The sequence below is a fragment of the Streptomyces sp. NPDC039465 genome, assembly GCF_055639315.1.
In genome coordinates this window covers 111,221-134,740 of record NZ_JBVKAP010000006.1, presented here as the reverse complement: position 1 = coordinate 134,740, position 23,520 = coordinate 111,221, and the positions used below count along the sequence as shown (strand labels likewise).

Below are 23,520 nucleotides of genomic sequence, written 5' to 3'. Positions count from 1 at the left end.
GCCATCGGGGGCGTGCGGTGGGCTCACCGGGTTGATTTCCCGCCTTCCGGCACGCGGAAGGCGGGGCGCGGGACCACCGTCCCACCACCCCGCCCACCACCATGAGCCGCCTCTCGGGCCACCAGATTTCGACCGGATCGCGTCCGGATCACACGTCCGGATCACGCCCCCGCGCTCTGCTCCTCCGTGTTGCTCGACCACACCTGCCACGGCTGGCGGGTCACCCACTCGTCCACCGGAGCCGGGCGCAGGCCCAACGCCCCCGCCGACACGCCGTCGTCACCGGACATCAGCAGCGGGTCGGTCGCCGTGGCCATGTGGTGGTAGATGCCCGACACGCCGGCCGCCGTCGCCGGGCCGAGCAGCCGGGCGAGGCCGCGCTCGAACTCCTCCGGCAGCAGCGGGAGGTAGCGGACCTCCCGGCCGAGGCCCTGGGAGAAGGTCTGGGCGAGCTCCGTGCCGGTCAGGGCGCGCGCCCCGCCGATGTCGAACGTACGGCCGTCGAGGCCTTCGCCGGTCAGCGCGGCCAGCGTCGCCCCCGCCAGGTCGCGGTGGGAGAGCCAGGCCGTGGGGGTGTGCGCGGGCAGGGGGTAGGCGAGGGCCCCGTCGTTGACGAGGGCCGGGCCGTTCCACGGACTGAAGAGATTGTCCAGATAGACCGGCGGGCGCAGCACCACCAGCGGCAGCCCGGCGGAGCGGAAGACTTCCTCCGCGATCCGTCTGGTTTCGAACGCCGCCAGGCGCGTCGGCTCCTTGGGGATACGGGTGTTGGCGTTGTAGACGAGGCGGGTGATGTCCGCCTCCAGGGCCGCCCGCGCGATGTTCAGGGCGTAGCGGCGCACCCGCTCCGGCTCGTACACCAGCGGCATCGTCACGGAGGCGTGCGTCGCGCCCTCGAAGAGGCGGCGCACGTCCGTCGCGTCGGCCAGATCGCCACCGACGAATTCGAGCTCGGGCAGTGGCGGCCGGTCGCCGTCCGGGCGGCGGGTCAGCGTACGGATCCGGTGGTTCCGCTCGCTCAGCAGACGGGCCACGGCCCCGCCCTGATACCCGGTCGCCCCCACGACCGCGACCCGCAGAGGAGTGTGCTCGGACTGATCGGACATATGTCTGAAGTGCCCTTCGATAGGGTGTGACTGCTGCCGTTCAACGGCTCTCTCAGGCTGGCGGCGGCGGCTTCGGCCGATCAATTAACAAACCGGGGCGGAAGTTGAAGGATCGTCCATGGACACCGTGGGAACCGACAGTGACGACCTCCTCAGCGAGCTGCTGAAGCCGCTCAGGCTCACCGGAGTCTTCGACAGCCGCTGGCACGTCAGCGCCCCCTGGGCCATCGAGGGGGACGCCGAACAGAGCTGCGCCGTACTCCACTACCTCGTCGAGGGCGGCTGCTGGATCTCCGGCGCCGGCCAGGCCCCCCTCGAACTGCGCGCCGGCGACCTCATCGTCTTCCCCACCGGCACCGCCCACCGCCTCTCCGACCGCCCCGACCGTCCGGGCGTCCCCCTCAAGGCCGTCCTGCCGGAACGGCAGCCCGGCACCTCCGGCGAGATCCGCATCGAAGGCACCGGCCCCACCAGCCGGCTCCTGTGCGCCGGACTGCACTACGACGCCAGCGCCGCCACCGGCCTCTACCAGGCGCTGCCCTGGGCCCTCGTCCTGGACGGGGGACAGGTCGACCGGGAGCCGCTGCTGCGCGACACCCTGCGGCTGCTCGCCTCCCCCGACCGGCCCGTCGGACCCGGCGACCGGCTCATCACCCTGCGCGCCTTCGAGATGGCCCTCGTCCTCGCCCTGCGCCCGCTGCTGCGGGAGTTCACCGACAACCCCGCCTCGCTGCCCGTGCTGCGCCACCCGGGCATCAGCCGCGCGCTGGTGATGATCGCGACCCGGTACGCCGAGCCGTGGACCATCGAGTCCCTCGCTCGGGAGGTCGGCATGTCCCGCTCGGCCTTCACCGCCGCCTTCCGCGAACTCGTCGGGGAGGCACCGGCCCGGCACCTGACCGGGCGGCGGATGCAGGAGGCGGCCCGGCTGCTCGGCGAGACCTCGCTGCCGCAGTCCGCCGTGCCCGAGCGGGTCGGCTACCGCAGCGCGGTCGGCTTCCACCTGGCGTTCCGCAAGTGGTTCGGCAAGACACCGGGGGAGTACCGGGCGGGCGCGGCCAGCGCCGCCTGAGCCCGTCCCCTCACCGCGCTGACCGCCTGTTCCCGTACCCGCGCGTCTGCGCAAGCGCCGCCCGAAACCGCAAGCGGAATATGCCGTCCGCGCCCGGCTCGTCCCGCCCTGGCCGGTTCTTAAGGACCACTGGACGGACGTTCATTGCCGCAGGTGGCCACGGGGGGACAGGCTCGGCGTCGGGGCGCGGCCGTGACGCATGAGGAGAACTGGTGACGAGGTCCGGACGGGATTATCTGGAATCACTGCGCGACGGACGGGAGATCTGGATCGACGGCGAGCGGGTGCGGGACATCACCCGCCACCCCGCCTTCCGTAGCACCGCCGCGTCCATCGCCCGGCTCTACGACCTGGCGCACGACTCCGAGCACACACCGGTCCTCACCGAGGACGGCACGCACCGGGCGTTCGCGGTGCCCCGCTCGTACGAGGACCTGGTCGCCCGGCGCGAGGCGTACCGCGTGTGGGCCAGGGCCAGTTACGGCTTCCTGGGCCGCACCCCCGACTGCATGGCGGGCGGCGCCGCAGGATTCGCCGCCGCGCCCCAGGTGTTCACCACCGAGGCGTTCGACGGCGCGGAGCACGCCCTCGCCCACCACCGCAGGCTCGCCGAGGGCGACCTCTTTGCCGCCTTCACCCTCACCAACCCGCCGACCGCCCGCCCCGGCACCGGTGTGCCGGGAGACGACGATCCGGTCGTGCGGGTCGTCGCCGAGAAGGACGGCGGGATCGTCGTCCGCGGCGCCAAGATGATCGGCACCGCCGCCGTCTTCGCCAACGAGGTCGTCGTGGGCACCATCGAACCGCTCGCCCCGGGGGACACCGACCGCGCCGTCTGCTTCTCCGTCCCGGTCGACACCCCCGGGCTGCGGCTCGTCGCCCGTACGTCCTACGAGGCCGGGGCGCGCAGCGTCTTCGACAACCCGCTCTCCTCCCGCTTCGACGAGAACGACGCGCTGCTCGTCTGCGACGACGTCTTCGTGCCCTGGGAGAACGTGCTCGCCCACCGCGACCCGGACGTCGCCTTCCGGATGTGGTGGGACACCCCCGCCTACCTCAACTTCACCCACCAGGCCGCCACCCGCTTCTGGACCAAGCTGGAATTCCTCACCGGCATCGCCATCCTGCTGGCCAAGGCGAACCGCACCTACGACCTGCCGCCCGTCACCCAGGCCATCGGCCGGCTCCTCGGCAAGGTCGCCCAGGCCAAGGCCTTCGTCCTGGCCGCCGAGGCGTCCTGCACCCCGGTCGACGGCGGCCGCGGCGGTGTGGCGCCCGGCCAGGACATCTCCTTCGCGCACCGGATCATGGCCGGTGAGGTCTATCCGCAGGCTGTCCAGGAGATCCGGCTCCTGGCCGGCGGCGGCCTCATCCAGCTCCCCGCCTCCGGCCGGGACCTGCTCCACCCCGAGCTCGGGCCGCTCGTCGGGACGTACCTGCGCGCACCCGGCAGCCCCGCCGAGGACCGGATCAAGCTCCTCAAACTCGCCTGGGACGCGCTCGGTTCGGAGTTCGCCGGCCGCCACGAGCAGTACGAGCGCCTCTACCACGGCGCCCCGCACGTCTATCTGACCCAGCAGGCCGCGCAGGGCGGCGACGCCTGCGAGAGCCTCGCCCGGGCCTGCCTGGACGGTTACGGCCTGGAGACAGGCCCGGATTCGGGGCCGGAGACGGGCCCGCGGCAATGAACCGCGGCCTCCGCGCCGCCTCGGCGCTGCTCGCCACCACCCAGCTGCTGCTGATCATGGACACCGCCCTCGTCAATGTCGCGCTGCCGTCCATCGGCGAGGACCTCGGCTCCGGCTCCGCCGGGCTGTCCTGGGTGGCCAACGCCTACCTGATCACCTTCGGCGGACTGCTGCTGCTCGGCGGCCGGGCCGCCGACCTCCTCGGCCACCGCAGGGTGTTCACCGCCGGGCTCCTGCTGCTCGCCGCCGCCTCGGCGGCCGGCGGCCTCGCCCACAGCGCCGCCGCGCTGACCGCCGCCCGCGCGGCGCAGGGCGTCGGCGCCGCGCTCGCCGCGGCCGCCGCGTTCGCGCAGCTGCTCCTGCTCTTCCCCGACGGCCCCGCCCGGCACAAGGCGCTCGGCGCGTTCGCCGCGATGGGCGGGCTCGGCGGGGTCCTCGGCACCGTCCTCGGCGGGGTCCTCACCGACCTGCTCGGCTGGCGCTCCACCTTCTGGCTCAATGTGCTCCTCGGGCTGCTCCTCGCCGCCCTCGCACCCCGCCTGCTCGACGGCTCGCGCGGCCGTGGCGGCGGTGCCGCCGTACGCCAGGAGAACCTGGGCCCTTTCGCGGGCGACACCGTGAGCCGCCGCTTGGGCCGCGGCGCGGCCGGCGGTGCCGCCCCGCGCCCGGACGTCCGCGGCGACGAAGTCCGCTCCGGTCCGCCCGGCCGGGCCGCGGGCCGGCGCCCGGCCCGGGGCAAGCCCGGCGGGTTCGACCTGGGCGGCGCGCTCACCGCGACCTGCGGCCTCGGACTGCTCGCCTTCGCGCTGGTCGGCGCCGGCGGGAGCGGCTGGACGAGCGCCCGTACGCTCGCGGCGGCCGCGGCCGGACTCGTCCTGCTCGCCGTCTTCGCCGTGGTGGAGAGGCGGACCGCCCGGCCGCTCGTCCCCCCGGCCGTCCTGAGACGGCCCGCGCTGCGCCGCGCCAACCTCCTGAGTGCTCTCGCCCAGATGACGCTCTTCCCGATGTTCTTCCTGGTCAGCCTCCACCTGCAGCGGGTGCTCGAACACACCCCGCTGACCGGCGGCCTCGGCCTGCTGCCGCTCTCGCTGGTGGTGGTCGCGGTCGCACCCCGGACCGGCCGGATCATCACCCGGCTCGGCCTCACCCGGACCATGACCCTCGGGTTCGGGCTGCTCTTCGCCGGCACCCTCTGGCTCGCCCTGGCTCTGCGCGCCGACGGCACGTTCCTCACCACCGTCCTCGCACCCAGCCTCGTCCTGGGTGCCGCCCTGCCGCTGGTCATGGTCACCACCAATGTGGCCGCCACGGCAGAGGCCACCGCCGAGGAGACCGGGCTCGCCTCCGGACTGGTCAACACCAGCCAGCAGTTCGGCTCGGTACTCGGCCTGGCCGTCCTGGTGGCCGTGGCCACCACCGCCCGTACCGGCACGGGACCCGCCGCCGAGACCACCGGCCACACGGCGGCCCTGCTCACCGGCGCCGCCTTCGCCGCGGTGGCCGCCCTGCTCTCCGTACGGCTCCGCCTGCCCGCGCCCGCGACGGCGCCACCGCGCCCGGACCGGGTGGGCGACCCGCGGTGACCGCCTGACGCGGACCGCATCCGCCCGCCGACTCGCCTCTCCCGAGGGGGACTCTCCGTTGACCCTGTACGACCTCGTCGCGCCCGGCCTCGACACCACCGGCGATCCGCGCTACCGCATCGCCGAGATCCGCGCGGCCGACCCGCTCGGTGCCGACGCCCTGCTCGCCGCGGTGCCCGCGATGAATCGGGACGCGGACGTTCCCGCGCTCACCGTCGCCCTCCGCGCCCTCCTGCCGGACCTCGACCGGGTCGCCGAATGGAGCATCGTCGACGCCCTGGCCGCCATGCGCGACCTCGGCATGCTGCTCGGCTCGCTCAAACGCCACGGCACCCAGCCCCTGGCCGCCGTCCCCCAGGTCCTGCCCGTCCTTGAGGAGCTTGCCCGCCGCACCGACATGGTGCCCCGCGACACCGTCCACCACTACACCACCTGGAACCCGCTCGGCCGCCGCCAGCGCATGTACACCGGACACCCCATGGAGGCCGACCTCCAGGAGGCCGTGCGCATGGCGTTCCCCGGTCTGGTCGCCGCCCTCGACAGCTGCGAGGAGCTGACGCGGCTCGAACCGTACGACCCCGGCTTCGCCCACGTCCTCGACCGCACCGCCCACCACGTCCGCGTGCTGGTCGACTCCATCGACTTCACCGTCGCCAACGTTTCCCCGGTGTTCTTCGCCCGCACCCTGCGCTCCTACTTCGAGGAGATCGACGTCGGCGGCCACAGCTACCTCGGCCCGGCCGCCGCCCAGGTCCCGCTCTGGCTGATCGACCTGACGCTCTGGCAGTCCGACCGCTCGCACCCCGGCTACGACGCCTTCCTCACCGACTCGCTCCCCTACGGCCTCCCGGACTGGCGGGACTTCCACGCCCGGCACGCGGGCACCACCTCCGCCGTCTCCAAACTTTCCGCCGCCGTCAGCTGGGAGACCGTCCACCGGCTGCCCCCGGCGCTCGCCGCCTCCGCCGAGTCCCTCGCCCGCGTCCTGCGCCTGCTCAAGACCTTCAGAGCCCGCCACCTCGGCATCGCCCGCAAGGCCTACGGCGACGGCATACGCCTCTACGACGAGGGCAGCGGCGGCGCCCCGGTGGCCCTGCTCCGCTCGATACTCGACCTGACCCGGGACAACGAGACGCTGGTGCGCCGCAGCACCCCCCGGCCCGGCGCCGGCTCCACGGCCGCCTGAGGAGACCCGATGAACCTCCCTCGCCACTCGCCTCAGATCGTCATCGCGGGCGGCGGTGTCGCCGGACTCACCGCCGCGCTCGCCCTGCACGCCGCCGGCTTCGACCGGATCACCGTCGTCGAGGCGGCCCGCGAGATCCAGCCGGTCGGCGCCGGACTGAACGTCCTGCCCAACGCCGTCCGCGAACTCGACGCCCTCGGCCTCCTCGCCCGCCTGGAGGCTCGCGCCGTCCGCACCCGCGAACTGCGCTACTACCACCGCACCGGCGGTCTGATCTCGCGTACCCCGCGCGGCCTGGGCGCCGGCTACCGCTGGCCCCAGCTCTCCCTGCACCGCGGTCACCTCCAACAGGTCCTCGCCGACGCGGTACGCGAACGGCTCGACGCCACCGCCCTGGTCGCCGGAGTACGGGTCAGCGGTGTCGACATCCACCCGGGCGGCCGCCCACGGGTCCGCCTCGAACACCGCGACGGAGCCGTACGCGGCCACGCCTCCCTGGAGCCGGACCTCCTGATCGGCGCCGACGGCATCCGCTCGGCCGTCCGAGCCGCCCTGAACCCCGCGGAGGGCGCGCCGCAGTGGAACGGCCAACTCATCTGGCGCGGCACCTCCTGGATGGCCGCCGACCAGGCCCCCGCCGCGATGTTCATCGCCGGCGACGACCGGAACAAGGCCGTCGTCTACCCGCTGACCGAGCCGGACGCGCACGGCGCCGTCCTGGTCAACTGGGCGCTGGCGGGGCCGTCCACCGACGGTGACGAGGCCATCAGGGGCGACTGGAACCGGCCCGTGCCCGTGGAGAGCTTCGTACACCGCTTCGAGGGGTGGGAGTTCGACGGCGTCGCCGTCCCCGACATCCTGCGCGCCTGCGACGGCGCCGCCTACGCGTACCCGATGGTCGACCGGGACCCCCTCGACCGCTGGAGCCACGGCCGTACGACCCTGATCGGCGACGCGGCCCACGCCATGTACCCGGTCGGCTCAAACGGCGCCACCCAGTCCGTCGTCGACGCCCGCGCCCTCGCCCACGCGCTCGCCCTGCACCACCGCGACCCCGTCGCCGCGCTCCAGGCCTACGAGGCCGACCGCAGGCCCGCGCTGACCGCGCTCCAGCGCGCCAACCGGCAGCTCGGCCCCGAGGTCGTCATCAATCTGGCGCACGAGCGCGCCCCGCACGGCTTCACCGACATCGAGAAGGTCATCCCGCGCCAGGAGCTGGCCGAGATCGCGGCGCGGTACGCGGCCACCGGGGCCTTCGACGCGGCCACCGTCAACCGCGGCTCCCCCTACGACCCGCCCCTGGGCGCACCGATCTGACCCCGTCCCCCGCGAGCGCCCGTGACTCCGTGCGCCGTGGTTGCGCGGGGAGGGCCGGTCTACCGTCGTGCGGACACGGTCGGACGCACAGCGTGGTGTGTTCGCCCCATTTGTACCTCCCCTGCGAAGGTGGAACACGTGAAGGCAATCCGTCGATTCACTGTGCGCCCCGTCCTCCCCGACACCCTTCGACCACTCAGCGACCTGGCCCGCAATCTGCGCTGGTCCTGGCATGCCGAGACCCGAGAGCTGTTCCGCTCCGTCGACCCCGACGGCTGGCGGGCCGCCGGCGGTGATCCCGTCCGGCTCCTCGGCTCCGTCCCCGCCGCGCGACTCGCCGAACTCGCGGCGGACCAGGACTTCCTCGGCCGCCTCGCCGCGGCGGCCGCCGATCTCGACGACTATCTGCACAGACCCCGCTGGTACCAGGAACAACACGGCGACCTGCCGGCCGGCATCGCCTACTTCTCGCCCGAATTCGGTATCAACGCAGCCCTGCCCCAGTACTCCGGCGGCCTCGGCATCCTCGCCGGGGACCACCTCAAGTCCGCGAGCGACCTCGGCGTCCCCCTCACCGGCGTCGGGCTCCTCTACCGGCACGGCTACTTCCGCCAGACCCTCTCCCGGGAGGGCTGGCAGCAGGAGCACTACCCCGTCCTCGACCCCCACGAGCTGCCCCTGACCCTGCTGCGCGAGGACGACGGCACCCCCGCCCGGGTCTCCCTCGCCCTGCCCGGCGGCCGCGCCCTGCACGCCCACATCTGGGTCGCCCAGGTCGGCCGGGTGCCGCTGCTCATGCTCGACTCCGACGTCGAGGAGAACCAGCCCGGCGAACGCGACGTCACCGACCGGCTCTACGGCGGCGGCAGCGAGCACCGGCTCCTCCAGGAGATGCTCCTCGGCATCGGCGGCGTACGGGCCGTACGCACCCACTGCCGGCTCACCGGCGCCCCCGCACCCGAGGTCTTCCACACCAACGAAGGCCACGCCGGATTCCTCGGCCTCGAACGCATCCGCGAACTGGCCGGCGAAGGCCTCGCCTTCGACGAGGCGCTGGAGGCGGTGCGGGCCGGCACGGTCTTCACCACCCACACCCCGGTGCCCGCGGGTATCGACCGCTTCGACCGCGAGCTGATCGGGCGTCACTTCGGCGAGGGCGGCGAGCTGCCCGGCGTCGACGTCGACCGGATCCTCGCCCTCGGCACCGAGACCTACCCCGGCGGCACCCCCGGCCTGTTCAACATGGCCGTCATGGGGCTGCGCCTCGCCCAGCGCGCCAACGGCGTCTCCACCCTGCACGGCGCGGTCAGCCGGGAGATGTTCGCCGGCCTGTGGCCCGGCTTCGACCCCGAGGAAGTCCCCATCACCTCGGTCACCAACGGCGTCCACGCCCCCACCTGGGTCGCCCCCGAGGTGGACCGCCTCGGCCCCGACCCCGCCCCCGCCGAGCTCTGGCAGCTCCGCCGCACCCTGCGCGAGCAGCTCGTCGGCGAGGTACGCGACCGGCTGCGCGCCTCCTGGCGCCAGCGCGGCGCCGTCACCGCCGAACTCGGCTGGATCGACTCGGTCCTCGACCCTGACGTCCTCACCATCGGCTTCGCCCGCCGCGTCCCCTCGTACAAACGCCTCACCCTGATGCTGCGGGACCCCGAACGGCTCACCCGGCTGCTGCTCCACCCCACCCAGCCGGTGCAGATCGTCGTCGCCGGCAAGGCCCACCCCGCCGACGACGGCGGGAAACGGCTCGTCCAGGAACTGGTGCGGTTCGCCGACGACCCCAAGGTGCGCCACCGGATCGTCTTCCTGCCCGACTACGGCATGGCCATGGCCCGCACGCTCTACCCCGGCTGCGACGTCTGGCTCAACAACCCCCTGCGGCCCCTGGAGGCCTGTGGCACCAGTGGGATGAAGGCAGCGCTCAACGGCTGCCTCAACCTGTCCGTCCTGGACGGCTGGTGGGACGAGTGGTTCGACCCCGACTTCGGCTGGGCCATCCCCACCGCCGACGGGGCCCCGAACGAGGACCGCCGCGACGACCTGGAGGCCCACGCGCTCTACGAGCTCATCGAGGACCGGGTCGCGCCCCGCTTCTACGACCGCGGCGACTCGGGCGTCCCCGAACGCTGGACCGAGATGGTCCGCAGGACCCTCACCACCCTCGGCCCGAAGGTCCTCGCCGACCGGATGGTCCGGCAGTACGTGGAGCGGCTCTACGCCCCCGCGGCCCGCGCCCACCGCGCCCTCGACCTGGACCAGGCCCGTGAACTGGCCGCCTGGAAGATCCGGGTCAGGGCCGCCTGGCCGCAGGTCGCCGTCGACCACGTGGAGGCCGGGGAGGAGTGCGGGGTCGTCGAACTCGGCGCCACCCTCGCCCTGCGGGTGCGGGCCTCGCTCGGCCCGCTGCGCCCCGAGGACGTCGAGGTCCAGGCGGTCGCCGGGCGCGTCGACACCGACGACCGGATCGGCGACGCCCGCATCTGCACCCTGAAACATACCGGCGGACCCGATCTGGAGGGCCGCTGGTGCTTCGAGGGGCCGCTCGCCCTGGACCGTACCGGCTCGTTCGGCTGTACGGTCCGGATCCTGCCCGCCCACCGGCTCCTGGCCACCGGGGCGGACCTGGGTCTGGTCGCGCTGCCCACGGAGTCGACCGGGGAGGGGGCGGGCGTCCTCATGAGATGAGCGCCTTGTCCGTCAGCACGCCGCCGGTGAAGCAGAGCCGGAAGACCGGGACGACCGCGATCAGCGTCGACCGGTAGTACAGGCAGCTGTCCGCCCCGGCCGGTTCGGCCGGGGCGGACGCGGGCGGCCCGTCCAGCGGGCGCGGCGGCAGCCGTTCCTCGACGGTCCGACGGCCCTGCCCCGTCTGGAGCGCGGCGTAGTCGTCGCCGTCCAGGAACGAACGGGACTGGGTGTAAAGCCCGAAGCCCAGCATCACCACGGCGAGCGCAGTGAGCAGGGCGAGCGGGATCCAGATCGCCTGGGCGATGCCCCGCCGCACCCGCCGCCGCGCCCGGTCCCGTTCCAGGTCCGAGGTGGGGGCGGCCGGCAGGGGCGCGGGCACCGGCGCCCCGAGCGGAAGCACCGCCCGGAGCGAGAACCCGCCGCCCGGCCCCGGCCCATGGGCGAGCCGCCCACCCGCGAGCCGTACCCGCTCGTCGAGGCCGACCAGCCCCGTACCGCCCGACGGCCCCACGGACCGGGTGGCGGAGCCGCTCGCCCCCGCGAGCCGTACCCGCTCGTCGAGGCCGACCGGGCCCGTGCCGCCCGACGGGCCTGCGGACCGGGGCGCGGGGCCGCTCGCGACGGTGACGACGATCTCCTCCGGGACGCGGACGACGGTGACGCGGACGGCGGCGCCGGGCGCGTGCTTGGCGGCGTTGGTCAGGCCCTCCTGGACGACCCGGTGCATGGCCCGGTCCGCCATGGGCGCGAGCGTCACCGGCGGCCCGTCGACGGTCAGTTCCACCGGCATCCCCGAGGCGCGGGCGCGGGCGACGACGTCCTCGACGGTCTCCCCGTCCGGGGCCGGCACGGCCTGCCGGTCGTCGTCGGTGCGCAGCACCCCGATGATGTCCCGCAGCCGGGCGGTGGCGTCGGCAGCGGCCCGGCGCAGCTCACCGGCGGCGGCCTGCCGGCCGGCGTCGAGTGCGGGGTCCACCTCCAGCGCGGCCGCGCGCAGCGCGATCAGGGCCAGGTCGTGACCGAGCGAGTCGTGCATGTCGCCCGCGATACGGGACCGCTCCCGCAGCCGCTCCCGGTCGGCGACCGCCCGCTGTTCCCGCTCCATGCGCCCGGCCAGCTCCCAGCCTGCCGAGACGAGTTGCGCGTACTGCCGTACGCACCGACCGGCCAGCCAGGGCGCGACCACCGCCAGGGCGAGGACCAGCACGAGCGTGAACCACTGGGCGAGCGGCGCCCCCGAGGCGAGGACGAGCCCGAGTCCGGCCGCCGCCACCGCGCCGAACAGCCCCAGCGCGGTGCGGGTGTGCTCCTGGCGCCGCCCGGCCAGATAGCCGAAGGCGACCAGGGAGAGGCTGTACGCCGCGGTGTAGAGCTCGAGCGACGCGGCGAGGCTGAGGGCGACCGTGACACCGAGCGAGACCAGCGGCCACGGCCGGCTCACCGCCACGCACACCCCGACCACCGCCACCCCGACGGCCATCTGGCCCCAGGAGCCGCCGTCGTTCGGGTCGAGCTTGAGCAGGACGGGGGTGGCGAGCAGGGCCCACAGGCCCAGGTCGAGCAGGAGGTGACGGAGTCGTGCGCGGCGCATCCCCCCAGCTTGCCGGAGCGCCCCGGGCCGTGGCCCCTGACGAAAGTCAGCCCTCGACGAGCCCGCCCTCGTAGGCGAGGATCGCCAGCTGGACGCGGTTGCGCAGCTGGAGCCGGGCCAGGACCGCGCTCACATGGGCCTTCACCGTGCCCTCGACCACATGCAGCCGGGCCGCGATCTCGGCGTTGGACAGCCCCGCGCCGACCAGCGCGACGACCTCCCGCTCGCGTCCGGTCAGCGGCTCCAGCCGGGTGCGCGCCTCGGCGGTACGGGACAGCCGCTCGCCGCCCAGCTGGTCGATGACGCGCCGGGCGATCCCGGGCGAGAGGAACGCGGCGCCCTCGGCCACCGCCCGCACCCCGGCGAGCAGTTCGCGCGGATCCCCGGACTTGAGCAGGAAGCCGCCCGCGCCGGAGCCGAGCGCCCGGGCGATGTAGGCGTCCTCCGAGAAGGTGGTCAGCATGACGACCGCGGTGGCGGGCACCGTACGCCGCAGCTCCTCGGCGGCCTCGAGGCCGTCCAGGCGCGGCATCCGGATGTCGAGCAGGGCCACGTCGGGCCTGTGGAGCCGGGCCAGTTCGACGGCCTCGTGTCCGTCGCCCGCCTCCGCGACCACCTCGATGCCCGGGTCGGTGGCGAGGATGGCCCTCACCCCGGCGCGGATCATGGTCTCGTCGTCGGCCAGCAGCACCCTGATCATGGCGTCCACCCTAAGCACACGCGCGGCCGCCCGGAGGGGACGGATCCCCTCCGGGCGGCCTGCCGGTCCGAGCCGGGGTGTTACGGGAAGGTCAGCTTGAAGCTGTTGATGTAGCCGGTGTCCTGGGCGGCCTTGTCCTGGACGCGGAGCTTCCAGGAGCCGTTGGCCACCTCGGAGGAGGCGTTGACCGTGTAGGTCGCCTTCACGTTGTCGGCCGAGTCGCCGGAGCTGAACGGCTTCAGGTTGTAGACCGAACCGTCCGGGGCGACCAGGTCGACGACCAGGTCACCGCGCCAGGTGTGGACGATGTCGACGTCGACCTTGAGGGTGGCGGGGGCGTTGCCGGTGATGCCGGTGACGCTGACGGCCGAGGTGACCGCGGCGCCGTTGTCCGGGATGGAGACGTCGGCGGTGTTCTCGAAGACCTTGCCGGGCAGCGGGTCGCCGCCGGGGCGGGGACCGACGTTGACACCGGCCCAGGCGTGCTCGACGGCCGTGACCTCGGGCGCGGTCGCGCCGTACAGCTCCTTGGCCACCGCGACCGTGCCGGCGCGGGCGCCCGCGTAGTCGGTGGTGGTGTTGAACTTCGTGGTGAGCGCCTTGAACCAGATCAGCGAGGCCTTGTCACGGCCGATGCCGGTGACCGGGAGGCCGTCGGAGGTCGGCGAGTCGTAGCTCACCCCGTTGATGGTCTTGGTGCCGCTGCCCTCGGAGAGCAGGTAGTACCAGTGGTTGGCCGGCCCCGAGGAGTAGTGGACGTCGACGTTGCCGATGCCCGAGTACCAGTAGTCCTTGGACGAGCCGTCCTTGCTGGGCTTGTCCATGTAGCGCAGCGGCGTGCCGTTGCCCCGGATGTCGATCTTCTCGCCGACGAGGTAGTCGCCGAGGTCCTTGGGGTTGTTGGCGTAGAACTCGACGGCGGCCGCGAAGATGTCGGAGGTCGCCTCGTTCAGACCGCCGGACTCCCCGCTGTAGCGCAGGCCCGCGGTGTTGGAGGTGACGCCGTGCGTCATCTCGTGGGCCGCGACGTCGATGGAGGTGAGCGGCTTGGCGTTGTTCGCACCGTCGCCGTACGTCATGCAGAAGCAGCTGTCCTGCCAGAAGGCGTTGACGTAGGCGTTGCCGTAGTGGACCCGGGAGTACGCGCCGACGCCGTCACCCTTGATGCCGGAGCGGCCGTGCACGTTCTTGTAGTAGTCCCAGGTGAGACCGGCGCCGTAGTGGGCGTCGGCGCCCGCGGTCTCGAGGTTCTGCGGGGTGCCGTCGCCCCAGATGTCGTCGGAGCCGGAGAAGAGCGTGCCGGTGCCGGACGTACCGCGGTTGAGGTTGTACGTCTTGTGGTTGCCGCGGCCGGTGTCGGTCAGCGTGTACGACGGCGCGGTGCCCAGCGTCACCTGGCCGCTGTACATGGTGTTGCCGGTGCCGGTCTCGACGGCCTGCCACTCGTAGAGCTTCTTGCCGTTCTTGGCGTCGGTGACGACGTGAAGTTCGTTGGGGGTGCCGTCGTGCTGGAGGCCGCCGACGACGGTCTCGTACGCGAGGACGGGCTTGCCCTTCGCCATCCAGACGACCTTGCGCGGGGCGCGCTCCGCGTCGGTGGCCTTGGAGCCCTCCGCCTTGGCGGCGCTCAGCGCCTGCTTCTCGGCGGCGGCCGGGGAGACGGCCGTGGCGGTGTCGACGTTCTTCAGCTGCTCGCGGGAGGCCTTGGTGACGCTCTCGGTCGCGCCCGTCTTCGTCGCGGCGACGACCAGGTCACCGCCGAGGACGGGAAGTCCGGCGTAGGTGCGCTCGTAGCGGGTGTGCGTGGTGCCGTCCCGGTCCTGGACGACATCGCGGACGACCAGCTTCTCCTGGGCGCCGAGGCCGAGCTTCTTGGCGGTGTCCGCCTTGGAAGCGTCCGCCGCGCGTATCAGCGCGGTGCGCTGGGCGGGGGAGAGATCGGCGGGCAGGGCGCCGGGGTCGGCCTGGCCGGCGGCCTGGGCCTTGGGGGCGGCGATGTCCCACTGGTCGTCGGCGGTGGCGGCGCCGGTCTGCACGCTCACGGCGAGCATGGCGGCGGCGGCGATCAGAGCGCCCGTCGCGGTGGCGCGACGGCTGGGCGTGGGTCTCACGCGGACTCCTTTTGCGAGGGGGGTACCGGCGGCTGGGTGGGCCGTCCGGGCGTGCAAGCAGAGCTGGTGGAGCGGTGACACGCAGAACTGGGGGAAGAGTGACAGCCGTGACAGGCTCCTGTCAGGAGCGCGTCAACAGGTTGGCCAGATCTCGTCCGTTGCCCGAAAGTCGGTGTTCGTTAACCGGACGTTTCGTCGATCATGGCCGCGATGCCGTCCAGCGTTCGACGCAGCCCGAATTCGAAGAGAGTGCCGAGGTCGAGCGTGAACTCCGCGCCGTCCGAGACGCCGGTCAGCAGAGGATACGAACCGGCCGCCGAGATCGCGTCGAAGCGTGGCTCGTTCCGCACCATCCACTCCTCGTCCGTGATCCCGCTGTCCTGCCGCGCCTGCTCCTCCAGATCAGCCGCCATCGCGAGCGCCTGCACATGGGCGAAGACCGAGAGATGGGTGTGGATCATCTCGAACGGGCTCATGCCGGTGTTCCTCAGCGCCCCGAGCACCCACTCCGTGTACGCCATCGCATGGGGCGAGACCACCGGCCGGGTGATCGACGCCATCGCCTGCGCCAGCCAGCGGTGCCGGGTATGGACCGCCCACAGCCAGCGCGCCGCGTGCTCCAGACCCGTACGCCAGTCGTCCGGCACCGGCCCGAGCGGCACCTCGGCGCACGCCGCGTCCGTCATCAGCCGGACCAGGTCGCCCTTGCCCGGCACATGGCGGTACAGCGCCATCGTGGAGGTGTTCAGCGACGTCGCCACCCGGCGCATGGTCAGCGCCGACAGCCCCTCGGCGTCGGCGAGTTCCAGCCCCGCCCGCACGATCCGCTCCCGGGTCAGGCCCGTACCCGTCCGCGACGGCCGTGGCCGCGGCTCGGTGACCACCGTGCCGACCCCCGGCACGGCCTGGACCAGCCCCTCCTGACGCAGCGCCGCGAGCGCCTTCGTGGCCGTCGCCATCGCCACGCCCCACTCGCGGGTCAGGGCGCGCGTGGAGGGCACCCGGTCGCCCGGACGCAGTGCGCCCGAGTGGATCCGGCGACGGATGTCGGCGGCGATGACGAGGTAGGGCGCTTCGCTGCTCATCCGCGCGAGTGTACTAGTGCGCCCTGCACGCCGTACGCACCGCTGACCAGCCAATCCATGCCAGGCGTACGGGTGTTGGGGGCAGTGCACTAGGGCGATCGTGGCGGCGTACGCCGACCGCTGCTTCCCTCCCCGCATGACACCTTCCACGACCCCCTCCGCCGCCCGCGCCGGCCGCCGTGAATGGACCGCGCTCGGCGTGCTGATGCTGCCGCTGCTGCTCGTCTCCATGGACGTCTCGGTCCTCTACTTCGCCATCCCCGCGATCAGCGAGGACCTCGCCCCCGGAGCCACCGCGCAGCTGTGGATCCTCGACATGTACGGCTTCGTCCTCGCCGGGCTCCTCATCCCGCTGGGCGCCCTCGGCGACCGCATCGGCCGCCGGCGGCTGCTGCTCGCCGGCGCGGCGCTGTTCGGCGTGGCCTCGCTCGCCGCGGCGTACGCCCACACCTCCGCCACCCTCATCGCCGCCCGCGCCCTGCTCGGCATCGCCGGCGCCTGTCTGATGCCGTCCACGCTCGCGCTGATCCGCACCCTCTTCCGGGACGACGCCCAGCGCGCCAAGGCCGTCACCCTCTGGACCACGGTCATGGCCTGCGGCATCTCGCTCGGCCCGGTCGTCAGCGGCGCGCTCCTCGAACACTTCTGGTGGGGATCGGTCTTCCTGATCAACCTGCCCGCGATGGCGCTCCTGCTGATCCTCGCCCCCGCGCTGCTGCCCCGCTCCACGGGCGACACCACCAGCCGCTTCGACCTGCCGAGCGCGGCGCTCTCCCTCGCCGCGCTGCTCCCCGTCATCCATGGCGTCAAGGAACTCGCCCAGCACGGCGCGCAGTTGCTGCCCGCGCTCGGCATTGTGGCGGGCCTGGCGCTCGGTGCGCTGTTCGTCCGCCGGCAGGCCCGCCTCGCCCATCCCATGGTCGACCTCGCGCTGCTGCGGCGCCGCGCCTACGGCGGGCCGGTGCTGGTGAACCTGCTGGCCATGGTGGCCACCGTCGGCTTCGCGGTCTTCCTCACCCAGTACCTCCAGTCCGTGCTCGGCCAAAGCCCCTTCGAGGCCGCGCTGTGGAGCCTGGTCCCGTCGGCGGGCGTGCTCGCCGGAGCCCCGCTCGCCGCGGCGCTGGCCCAGCGGCTGGACCGCGGCTGGGTGATGGCGGGCGGCTTCCTCGTCTCGGCGGCCGGGTTCGCCTGGCTGACCCAGACCCGTACCGACTCACCGCTGTGGACCGTCCTCGTGGCGTCCGCCGTGTACGCCTCGGGCCTGGTCTCCGCGATGACCCTCGCCAACGAGCTCGCCCTCGCCGCGGCCCCACCCGAGCGGGCCGGCTCGGCGGCGGCGGTACTGGAATCCGGCCAGGAACTGGGCGGCGCCCTCGGCATGGCCCTTCTCGGCTCGATCGGCGCGGCCGTCTTCACCCGGCAATTCCCGGCCCACGAAACCCTCGGCGGCGCCCTGGCCACAGGCTCCCCCGAGGTGGCGAGCGCGGCCCGGGACGCCTTCACGGACGGCCTCGCCTGGGCGGCGGCCGGCGCGGCGGCGGTGATGCTCCTGGCGGCGACACTCAGCGCGGCGCTGCTCCGCGGCACGCGCCCGGCGACCACTCCGCCGGAGCCCGCCCTCCAGGAGGACCGGCGCACGCCGGTGCGGGGCTGAGCTCCGCAGGGTCTCCTGGGCGCCGGGGCGGCGGACCTCGCCGGGGCGACGGCCTCCGGACCGTTGCTTGACCGCCCGGCGGACCATGTGGTCCAGCTCGGTGAGCACCAGCGGGGGAACGACGATGAGACCGGCGCCCGTCATCGCCGAGCAGCCTTGTGATCGGCCCGCACACCTTTCGTGCGGGTCCCACAGGCCCGTCACACGAGGCTCTCGCGCCACGCGCGGTGCAGCCCCGCGAACCTCCCCGTCCCGCCGATCAGCTCGCCCGGCGCCCCGTCCTCCACGATCCGGCCCGCCTCCATCACCAGCACCCGGTCCGCGATCTCCACCGTGGACAGGCGGTGCGCGATCACCACCGCCGTACGCCCCGCGAGGACCGTGTCCATCGCGCGCTGCACCGCCCGTTCACCGGGCACGTCCAGCGAGCTGGTCGCCTCGTCGAGGATCAGCACCGCCGGATCCGCGAGCAGCGCCCGGGCGAAGGCCACCAACTGCCGCTGGCCCGCCGAGATCCGCCCGCCCCGCTTGCGTACGTCCGTGTCGTAGCCGTCCGGCAGGCCGGTGACGAAGTCGTGCGCGCCGATCGCCTTGGCCGCCCGCTCGATCTCCTCCCGGGTCGCCTCCGGCCGTCCGATCGCGATGTTCTCCGCGACCGTCCCCGAGAACAGGAACGACTCCTGCGTCACCATCACCACACCGCGCCGCAGCTCCGGCGTGGCCAGCTCGCGCAGGTCGACGCCGTCGAGGAGGACCCGGCCGCCGGTCGGGTCGTAGAACCGGGCGAGCAGCTTGGCCAGGGTCGACTTGCCCGCGCCGGTCGATCCGACCACGGCGACGGTCTGCCCGGCGGGGATCGTCAGATCGAACCGCGGCAGCACCTCACCGCCCGTGCGGTACGCGAACCGCACGTCCTCGAAGACGACCTCCCGCCCGGCACCGCCCCGCCCCGGCGGCAGCGCGCGCGGCGCTGACGCCTCCGGGACGGACGGGACCTGGGCCAGCAGCCCGGCGATCTTCTCCAGGGACGCGGCCGCCGACTGGTAGGCGTTGAGGAACATCCCGAGCCGGTCGATCGGGTCGTACAGCCGCCGCAGGTACAGCACCGCCGCCGCGAGAACACCCAGCGCGAGGGTGCCGCTCGCGACCCGGTGGGCGCCCCACAGGACCATGCCCGCGACGGCGGTGTTCGCGATCAGGCGCGAGCCGACGACGTACTGCGCCATCTCCAGCATCCCGTCGCCGTTGCGGCGGGCGTGCCGGTCGTTGAGGGCCGCGAACTCGGCGTCGTTCGCCCGCTCCCGGCGGAACGCCCGCACCGGCCGGATGCCGTTCATCGTCTCCACGAACTTCACGATCACCGCCGCGATCGCGGTGGACCGGGCGGCGAAGATGACCCGGGTGCGGCGGCGGTAGCGCCGGACCATCAGGAACAGCGGCAGCAGCGACCCCAGCGCCACCGCGCCGATGCCCAGGTCCAGCCAGAGCAGCATCAGCGAGATGTACCCGAACGCGAGCATCACCCCGACCAGCTCCTGGAGCCCCTCGCCGAGCAGCTCCCGCAGCGACTCGACGTCGGTGGTGGAACGGGAGATGAGCCGGCCGGAGGTGTACCGCTCGTGGAAGTCGACGCTGAGGGCCTGGGCGTGGCGGAAGATCCGCCCGCGCAGGTCGAGCAGCACGCTCTGGTTGACGCGGGCGGAGGTGCGGATGAACGCGTACTGGAACAGCCCGCCGCCGAGCGCGCAGCCGGCGTACCCCGCGCCGACGGCGACGAGCGGCCCGAAGTCGTCCTGCCGCAGCGCCGGTACGCCCCGGTCGATGGCGTACGCCACGAGCAGCGGCCCCGCCTGCACGGCGGCCTGCTGAAGGAGTAGCAGCACGGCGCAGAGCGCCACCCACCCGCGGTGCGCCCGCAGCAACGACCGCAACAGCGCGCCGGTGGCCCCCGGGGCCGTCGGCAGATCGTCCTCGTCGATCCCGTCGGTAGCCTCGATCCGGTCGGTTCCGGCGGCCTGGTCGATCGCGTCGGCGCCCTGGCCGGGGCCCGCGCCCCGGTCCCCGCCGGCCGCGTCCGCCTCCGTCGAGCCGCCGCCCCCGCCCCCGCCCGGGACCGGTGCCGTCGTGGGTGTCGTCATCGTGAGCCGCCGCCTTTCGCCTCCGTGCCCGACATCAGCCAGGCGTACTCCGCGCTCTCCCGCAGCAGTTCGTGGTGCGTGCCCACCGCCGTGATCCGGCCGCCCGACAGCAGCGCCACCCGGTCCGCGAGCTGGACCGTGGACGGCCGGTGGGCGACGACCAGGGCCGTCGTGCCGCGCAGCACGTCCCGCAGGGCCGCCTCCACCAGCGCCTCCGTATGCACGTCCAGCGCGGAGAGCGGGTCGTCCAGGACCAGGAAGCGCGGGCGGCCCACGACCGCGCGGGCCAGGGCCAGGCGCTGGCGCTGGCCGCCGGAGAGGCTCAGACCCTGCTCGCCGACCTGGGTGCGCACACCCTCCGGCAGGCCGTCCACGAACCCGGCCTGGGCCACGCCGAGCGCCCGCCGCAGCGCGCCCTCGTCCGCCGCGCCGCCCGCGCCCATCAGCACGTTCTCGCCGACGCTGGCGGAGAACAGCGTCGGTTCCTCGAACGCCACCGCGACCAGCTCCCGCAGCCGCGCCCGCTCCATCGTGGCGATGTCCTCGCCGTCGAGCAGGATCCGCCCGCCCGTCACCTCGTGCAGCCGCGGCACCAGCGCGGTGAGCGTGGTCTTCCCGGAGCCGGTCGCGCCGACCAGCGCCATCGTCTCGCCGGGGCGGACGTGCAGATCGATCCGGGCGAGCACCGGCTCCGTACCGGGAGGCGCGTCCGGGTACCGGAAGGTGACGCCGTCGAACCGCAGCCCGCCGCCGCCCAGGACCTTGCCCCCGCACGTCCGGGGACGGCCCGCGGGCTCCTCGGCCGGCTCGTCGAGGACCTCGAAGTACCGCTCGGTCGCCGTCGCCGCCTCCTGCGTCATCGCCAGCAGGAAGCCGATCGACTCCACCGGCCAGCGCAGCGCCAGCGCCGTCGACAGGAACGCCACCAGCGTGCCCGCCGACAGCGCCCCGTCCGCCACCCGCACCGTGCCGAGGACCAGCGCCGCGCCGACCGCCAGCTCCGGGACGATCGTGATGGTGGCCCAGATCGCGCCGAGCAGCCTCGCCTTGTCCAGTTCCGTACCGCGCAGCCGCCCGGCCAGCGTGCGGAACGCCTCCGCCTGGGCGCGGTGGCGGCCGAAGCCCTTGATGACCCGGATGCCGAGGACGCTCTCCTCGACCACCGTGGTCAGATCGCCGACCTGGTCCTGGGCGCGGCGGGCCACCAGGGCGTACTTCGTCTCGAAGAGCGCGCAGATCACGATCAGCGGGGCGACCGGCACCAGCAGGACCAGTCCGAGCACCCAGTCCTGCACCAGCAGGACCGCACAACCCGCCACCACCGTCACGCCGTTGACGATGAGGAACATCAGAGGGAACGACAGGAACATCCGGAGCATCGCCAGATCCGCCGTCCCCCGCGACAGCAGCTGCCCCGAGGGCCACCGGTCGTGGAACGCCACCGGCAGCCGCTGCAGATGGCGGTAGAGATCCGCCCGCATCGCCGCCTCGACCCCGGTCAGCGGCCGGGCCGTCAGCCACCGGCGAAGACCGAACAGCAGCGCCTCGGCGACACCGAGCAGCAGCAGAAACAGCGCCCCCAGCCACACCCCGCCCGGATCCCGCTCGGCGACCGGCCCGTCCACCATCCACTTCAGGACCAGCGGAATCACCAGGCTCAGAGACGACGCGGTGACCGCCACGACTCCCGCGCCCAGCCAGCGCGCCCGTACCGGTCTGAGGTACGGCCACAGTCTCAGCAGCGTCCGTACGGACGAAGGACCCTTGTTTTCCTTGCTCGTTGCATGGTTCTCCGGCATCAGGCCCGAGCCTACGGTTCACCCCTGACAACGCCCACCGGTTTTCCCCCGCCGCCCCGGCCCGCCCGCGCAGGGTCGTACCCGCCATCAACCGATCGGACGATGCCCGTTCGAGCCCGATGGCCGATGCTCGGCCCCGGGCCCGACCGGCAGGCTCGGAGCATGGAAATCATCGAGGTCAGCGGGCTGGCCAAGGCCTACGGCGGCAAGACGGCCGTCGCCGACGTGTCCTTCACCGTCGGCGAGGGCGAGATCTTCGGCATCCTCGGCCCGAACGGCGCCGGCAAGACCACCACCGTCGAATGCGTCGAGGGGCTGCGCGTCCCCGACGCGGGAATCGTCCGGGTCGCCGGATACGACGCCGTCGCCGACCGCGACCAGGTCACCCGGATCCTCGGCGCGCAGCTCCAGGAGAGCGAGCTGCAGGCCAAGCTCACCGTCCGCGAGGCGCTGGAGCTGTACGCGGCCTGCTACCCGGCACCGGCCGACTGGCGGGCGCTCGCCGAACGCCTCGGCCTCACCGACAAGCTCTCCACCCGTTTCGGCAAGCTCTCCGGTGGCCAGAAACAGCGCCTGTTCATCGCGCTCGCCCTCGTCGGCGACCCCAAGGTCGTCGTCCTCGACGAGCTCACCACCGGCCTCGACCCCCGCGCCCGTCGCGACACCTGGCGGCTCATCGAGGACATACGGGACAGCGGTGTCACCGTCCTGCTCGTCACCCACTTCATGGAGGAGGCCCAGCGCCTCTGCGACCGGATCGCCGTCATCGACCAGGGCCGGGTCACCGCCCTGGACACCCCCGCCGGCCTGATCGGCCGCGCCGCCGCGCACACGCTCGTCTCCTTCCGGCTCACCGGCCCTCTGGACCCCCAGGAGCTGGCCGCCCTGCCGTCCGTCGCCTCCGCCGAGCGGGACAAGAACGGCCAGTACACCGTCCGCGGCACCGACGAGACCGTCCACGCCGTGCTCTCCCTGCTGGCCGCCCGCCGGCTCACCGCCCACCAGCTGCGCGTCGCCGAAGCCACCCTCGACGACGCCTTCCTCGACCTGACAGGAGCCGACCGATGAGCGCCGCCACCGCCGTACTGAAAGCAGAGGCCCGCCTGTTCACCCGCGAGCCGGCCGCCCTCTTCTGGATCCTCGCCTTTCCCACCGCGCTGCTGGCGATCCTCGGCTCGATCCCGTCCTTCCGGGAGCCGTCGGCCGACCTCGGCGGCCTGCGCGTCATCGACCTGTACGTCCCCGTCGCCGTACTCCTCGCCCTGATCATGGCGGGTGTCCAGTCGATGCCGCCCGTCCTCACCGGCTACCGCGAACGCGGCATCCTGCGCCGGATGTCCACCACCCCGATGAGGCCCGGCGCGCTGATCGGCGCCCAGATCGTGCTGCACGGCGCTGCCGTCCTCGTCTCCTCGGTGCTCGCTCTGGTCGTCGGCCGGCTCGCCTTCGGCGTCGCCCTGCCCCGCCAGTTCGCGGGCTATCTGCTCGCCCTGACCGTCGCGACGCTCGCCACCCTCGCCCTCGGCGCCACCGTCTCCGCCGTCAGCCGCACCACCAAGATCACCCAGGCGGTCGGTTCCGTCGTGTTCTTCCCGGCGATGTTCACCTCGGGAGTCTGGCTGCCGGTCGCCGCGATGCCCGAAACCCTCCAGAACATCGTGAGCCTCACCCCGCTCGGCGCCTCGGCCCAGGCGCTCGACCAGGCCGCCGCGGGGGACTGGCCGGGCTGGATCCACCTGCTGGTCACGGCAGTATGGGCGGTCGTGCTGATCGCCGCGGCCAAACGCTGGTTCACCTGGGAGTAG

At 73.5% G+C, this 23,520-nt stretch carries 16 protein-coding genes; 9 read left to right on the top strand and 7 right to left on the bottom strand.

Translation table 11 applies throughout. The features are described 5' to 3' along the window. Positions 1 to 161 precede the first annotated feature (161 nt). Positions 162 to 1,106, bottom strand: a complete 945-nt coding sequence (locus ACZ7LT_RS21025; RefSeq protein WP_471237583.1) for an SDR family oxidoreductase — start codon at positions 1,104 to 1,106, stop codon at positions 162 to 164. 118 nt (positions 1,107 to 1,224) lie between these two features. Here ACZ7LT_RS21025 and ACZ7LT_RS21020 point away from each other — a divergent pair, with 118 nt between their 5' ends. The 6 genes from ACZ7LT_RS21020 to glgP all read left to right on the top strand — a co-directional run bounded on the left by ACZ7LT_RS21020 (position 1,225) and on the right by glgP (position 10,634). Continuing rightward, entirely contained in the window at positions 1,225 to 2,178 is a 954-nt protein-coding gene (locus ACZ7LT_RS21020) for an AraC family transcriptional regulator (RefSeq protein ID WP_471237582.1), read from the top strand. Between the two features lie 212 nt (positions 2,179 to 2,390). Then, on the top strand, positions 2,391 to 3,866 hold the full coding sequence (locus tag ACZ7LT_RS21015; protein WP_471237581.1) for a 4-hydroxyphenylacetate 3-hydroxylase family protein: 1,476 nt from the start codon (positions 2,391 to 2,393) through the stop codon (positions 3,864 to 3,866). After that, positions 3,863 to 5,449: an MFS transporter gene (locus tag ACZ7LT_RS21010; RefSeq protein WP_471237580.1), complete on the top strand. Its 1,587-nt coding sequence runs from the start codon at positions 3,863 to 3,865 to the stop codon at positions 5,447 to 5,449. Before ACZ7LT_RS21015 ends, ACZ7LT_RS21010 begins: the two co-directional genes overlap by 4 nt. A gap of 58 nt (positions 5,450 to 5,507) precedes the next feature. Further along, complete coding sequence (locus tag ACZ7LT_RS21005; RefSeq protein ID WP_471237579.1) at positions 5,508 to 6,635, top strand: monodechloroaminopyrrolnitrin synthase PrnB family protein; 1,128 nt, start codon at positions 5,508 to 5,510, stop codon at positions 6,633 to 6,635. A 9-nt stretch (positions 6,636 to 6,644) separates the two neighbouring features. Beyond that, positions 6,645 to 7,952, top strand: a complete 1,308-nt coding sequence (locus tag ACZ7LT_RS21000; protein WP_471237578.1) for an FAD-dependent monooxygenase — start codon at positions 6,645 to 6,647, stop codon at positions 7,950 to 7,952. Positions 7,953 to 8,090: 138 nt separating this feature from the next. Further along, entirely contained in the window at positions 8,091 to 10,634 is a 2,544-nt protein-coding gene (gene glgP, locus ACZ7LT_RS20995) for an alpha-glucan family phosphorylase (RefSeq protein ID WP_471237577.1), read from the top strand. On the opposite strand, the gene ACZ7LT_RS20990 is transcribed toward glgP, so the two are convergent. The 4 genes from ACZ7LT_RS20990 to ACZ7LT_RS20975 form a co-directional block, all read right to left on the bottom strand. Further along, on the bottom strand, positions 10,624 to 12,228 hold the full coding sequence (locus ACZ7LT_RS20990) for a sensor histidine kinase (RefSeq protein WP_471237576.1): 1,605 nt from the start codon (positions 12,226 to 12,228) through the stop codon (positions 10,624 to 10,626). The genes glgP and ACZ7LT_RS20990 overlap by 11 nt on opposite strands. Before the next feature lie 46 nt (positions 12,229 to 12,274). Beyond that, the gene (locus ACZ7LT_RS20985) at positions 12,275 to 12,928 is read right to left on the bottom strand and encodes a response regulator (RefSeq protein ID WP_471237575.1); all 654 of its coding nucleotides are present in this window, start codon (positions 12,926 to 12,928) and stop codon (positions 12,275 to 12,277) included. Between the two features lie 80 nt (positions 12,929 to 13,008). Continuing rightward, positions 13,009 to 15,039, bottom strand: a complete 2,031-nt coding sequence (locus ACZ7LT_RS20980) for a M4 family metallopeptidase (RefSeq protein ID WP_471237574.1) — start codon at positions 15,037 to 15,039, stop codon at positions 13,009 to 13,011. A 179-nt stretch (positions 15,040 to 15,218) separates the two neighbouring features. After that, positions 15,219 to 16,124 (bottom strand): TetR/AcrR family transcriptional regulator, encoded by a 906-nt coding sequence (locus ACZ7LT_RS20975; RefSeq protein WP_471237573.1) that lies wholly within the window; start codon positions 16,122 to 16,124, stop codon positions 15,219 to 15,221. Positions 16,125 to 16,260: 136 nt separating this feature from the next. Between ACZ7LT_RS20975 and ACZ7LT_RS20970 the strand changes: the two genes are divergently transcribed. Then, positions 16,261 to 17,778, top strand: a complete 1,518-nt coding sequence (locus ACZ7LT_RS20970; RefSeq protein WP_471237572.1) for an MFS transporter — start codon at positions 16,261 to 16,263, stop codon at positions 17,776 to 17,778. A gap of 200 nt (positions 17,779 to 17,978) precedes the next feature. Here ACZ7LT_RS20970 and ACZ7LT_RS20965 read toward each other — a convergent pair whose 3' ends face one another. Further along, positions 17,979 to 19,916, bottom strand: coding sequence for an ABC transporter ATP-binding protein (locus ACZ7LT_RS20965; protein ID WP_471237571.1), 1,938 nt, complete (start codon positions 19,914 to 19,916; stop codon positions 17,979 to 17,981). After that, positions 19,913 to 21,715 carry an ABC transporter ATP-binding protein gene (locus ACZ7LT_RS20960; protein WP_471237570.1) on the bottom strand — a complete coding sequence of 601 codons (1,803 nt, stop codon included), beginning with the start codon at positions 21,713 to 21,715 and terminating at the stop codon, positions 19,913 to 19,915. Before ACZ7LT_RS20960 ends, ACZ7LT_RS20965 begins: the two co-directional genes overlap by 4 nt. Before the next feature lie 162 nt (positions 21,716 to 21,877). Between ACZ7LT_RS20960 and ACZ7LT_RS20955 the strand changes: the two genes are divergently transcribed. Together ACZ7LT_RS20955 and ACZ7LT_RS20950 are read left to right on the top strand one after the other, a co-directional pair. Continuing rightward, positions 21,878 to 22,783 (top strand): ABC transporter ATP-binding protein, encoded by a 906-nt coding sequence (locus tag ACZ7LT_RS20955; protein ID WP_471237569.1) that lies wholly within the window; start codon positions 21,878 to 21,880, stop codon positions 22,781 to 22,783. Beyond that, positions 22,780 to 23,520 (top strand): ABC transporter permease, encoded by a 741-nt coding sequence (locus ACZ7LT_RS20950; protein ID WP_471237567.1) that lies wholly within the window; start codon positions 22,780 to 22,782, stop codon positions 23,518 to 23,520. The genes ACZ7LT_RS20955 and ACZ7LT_RS20950 overlap by 4 nt, the downstream gene beginning before the upstream one ends.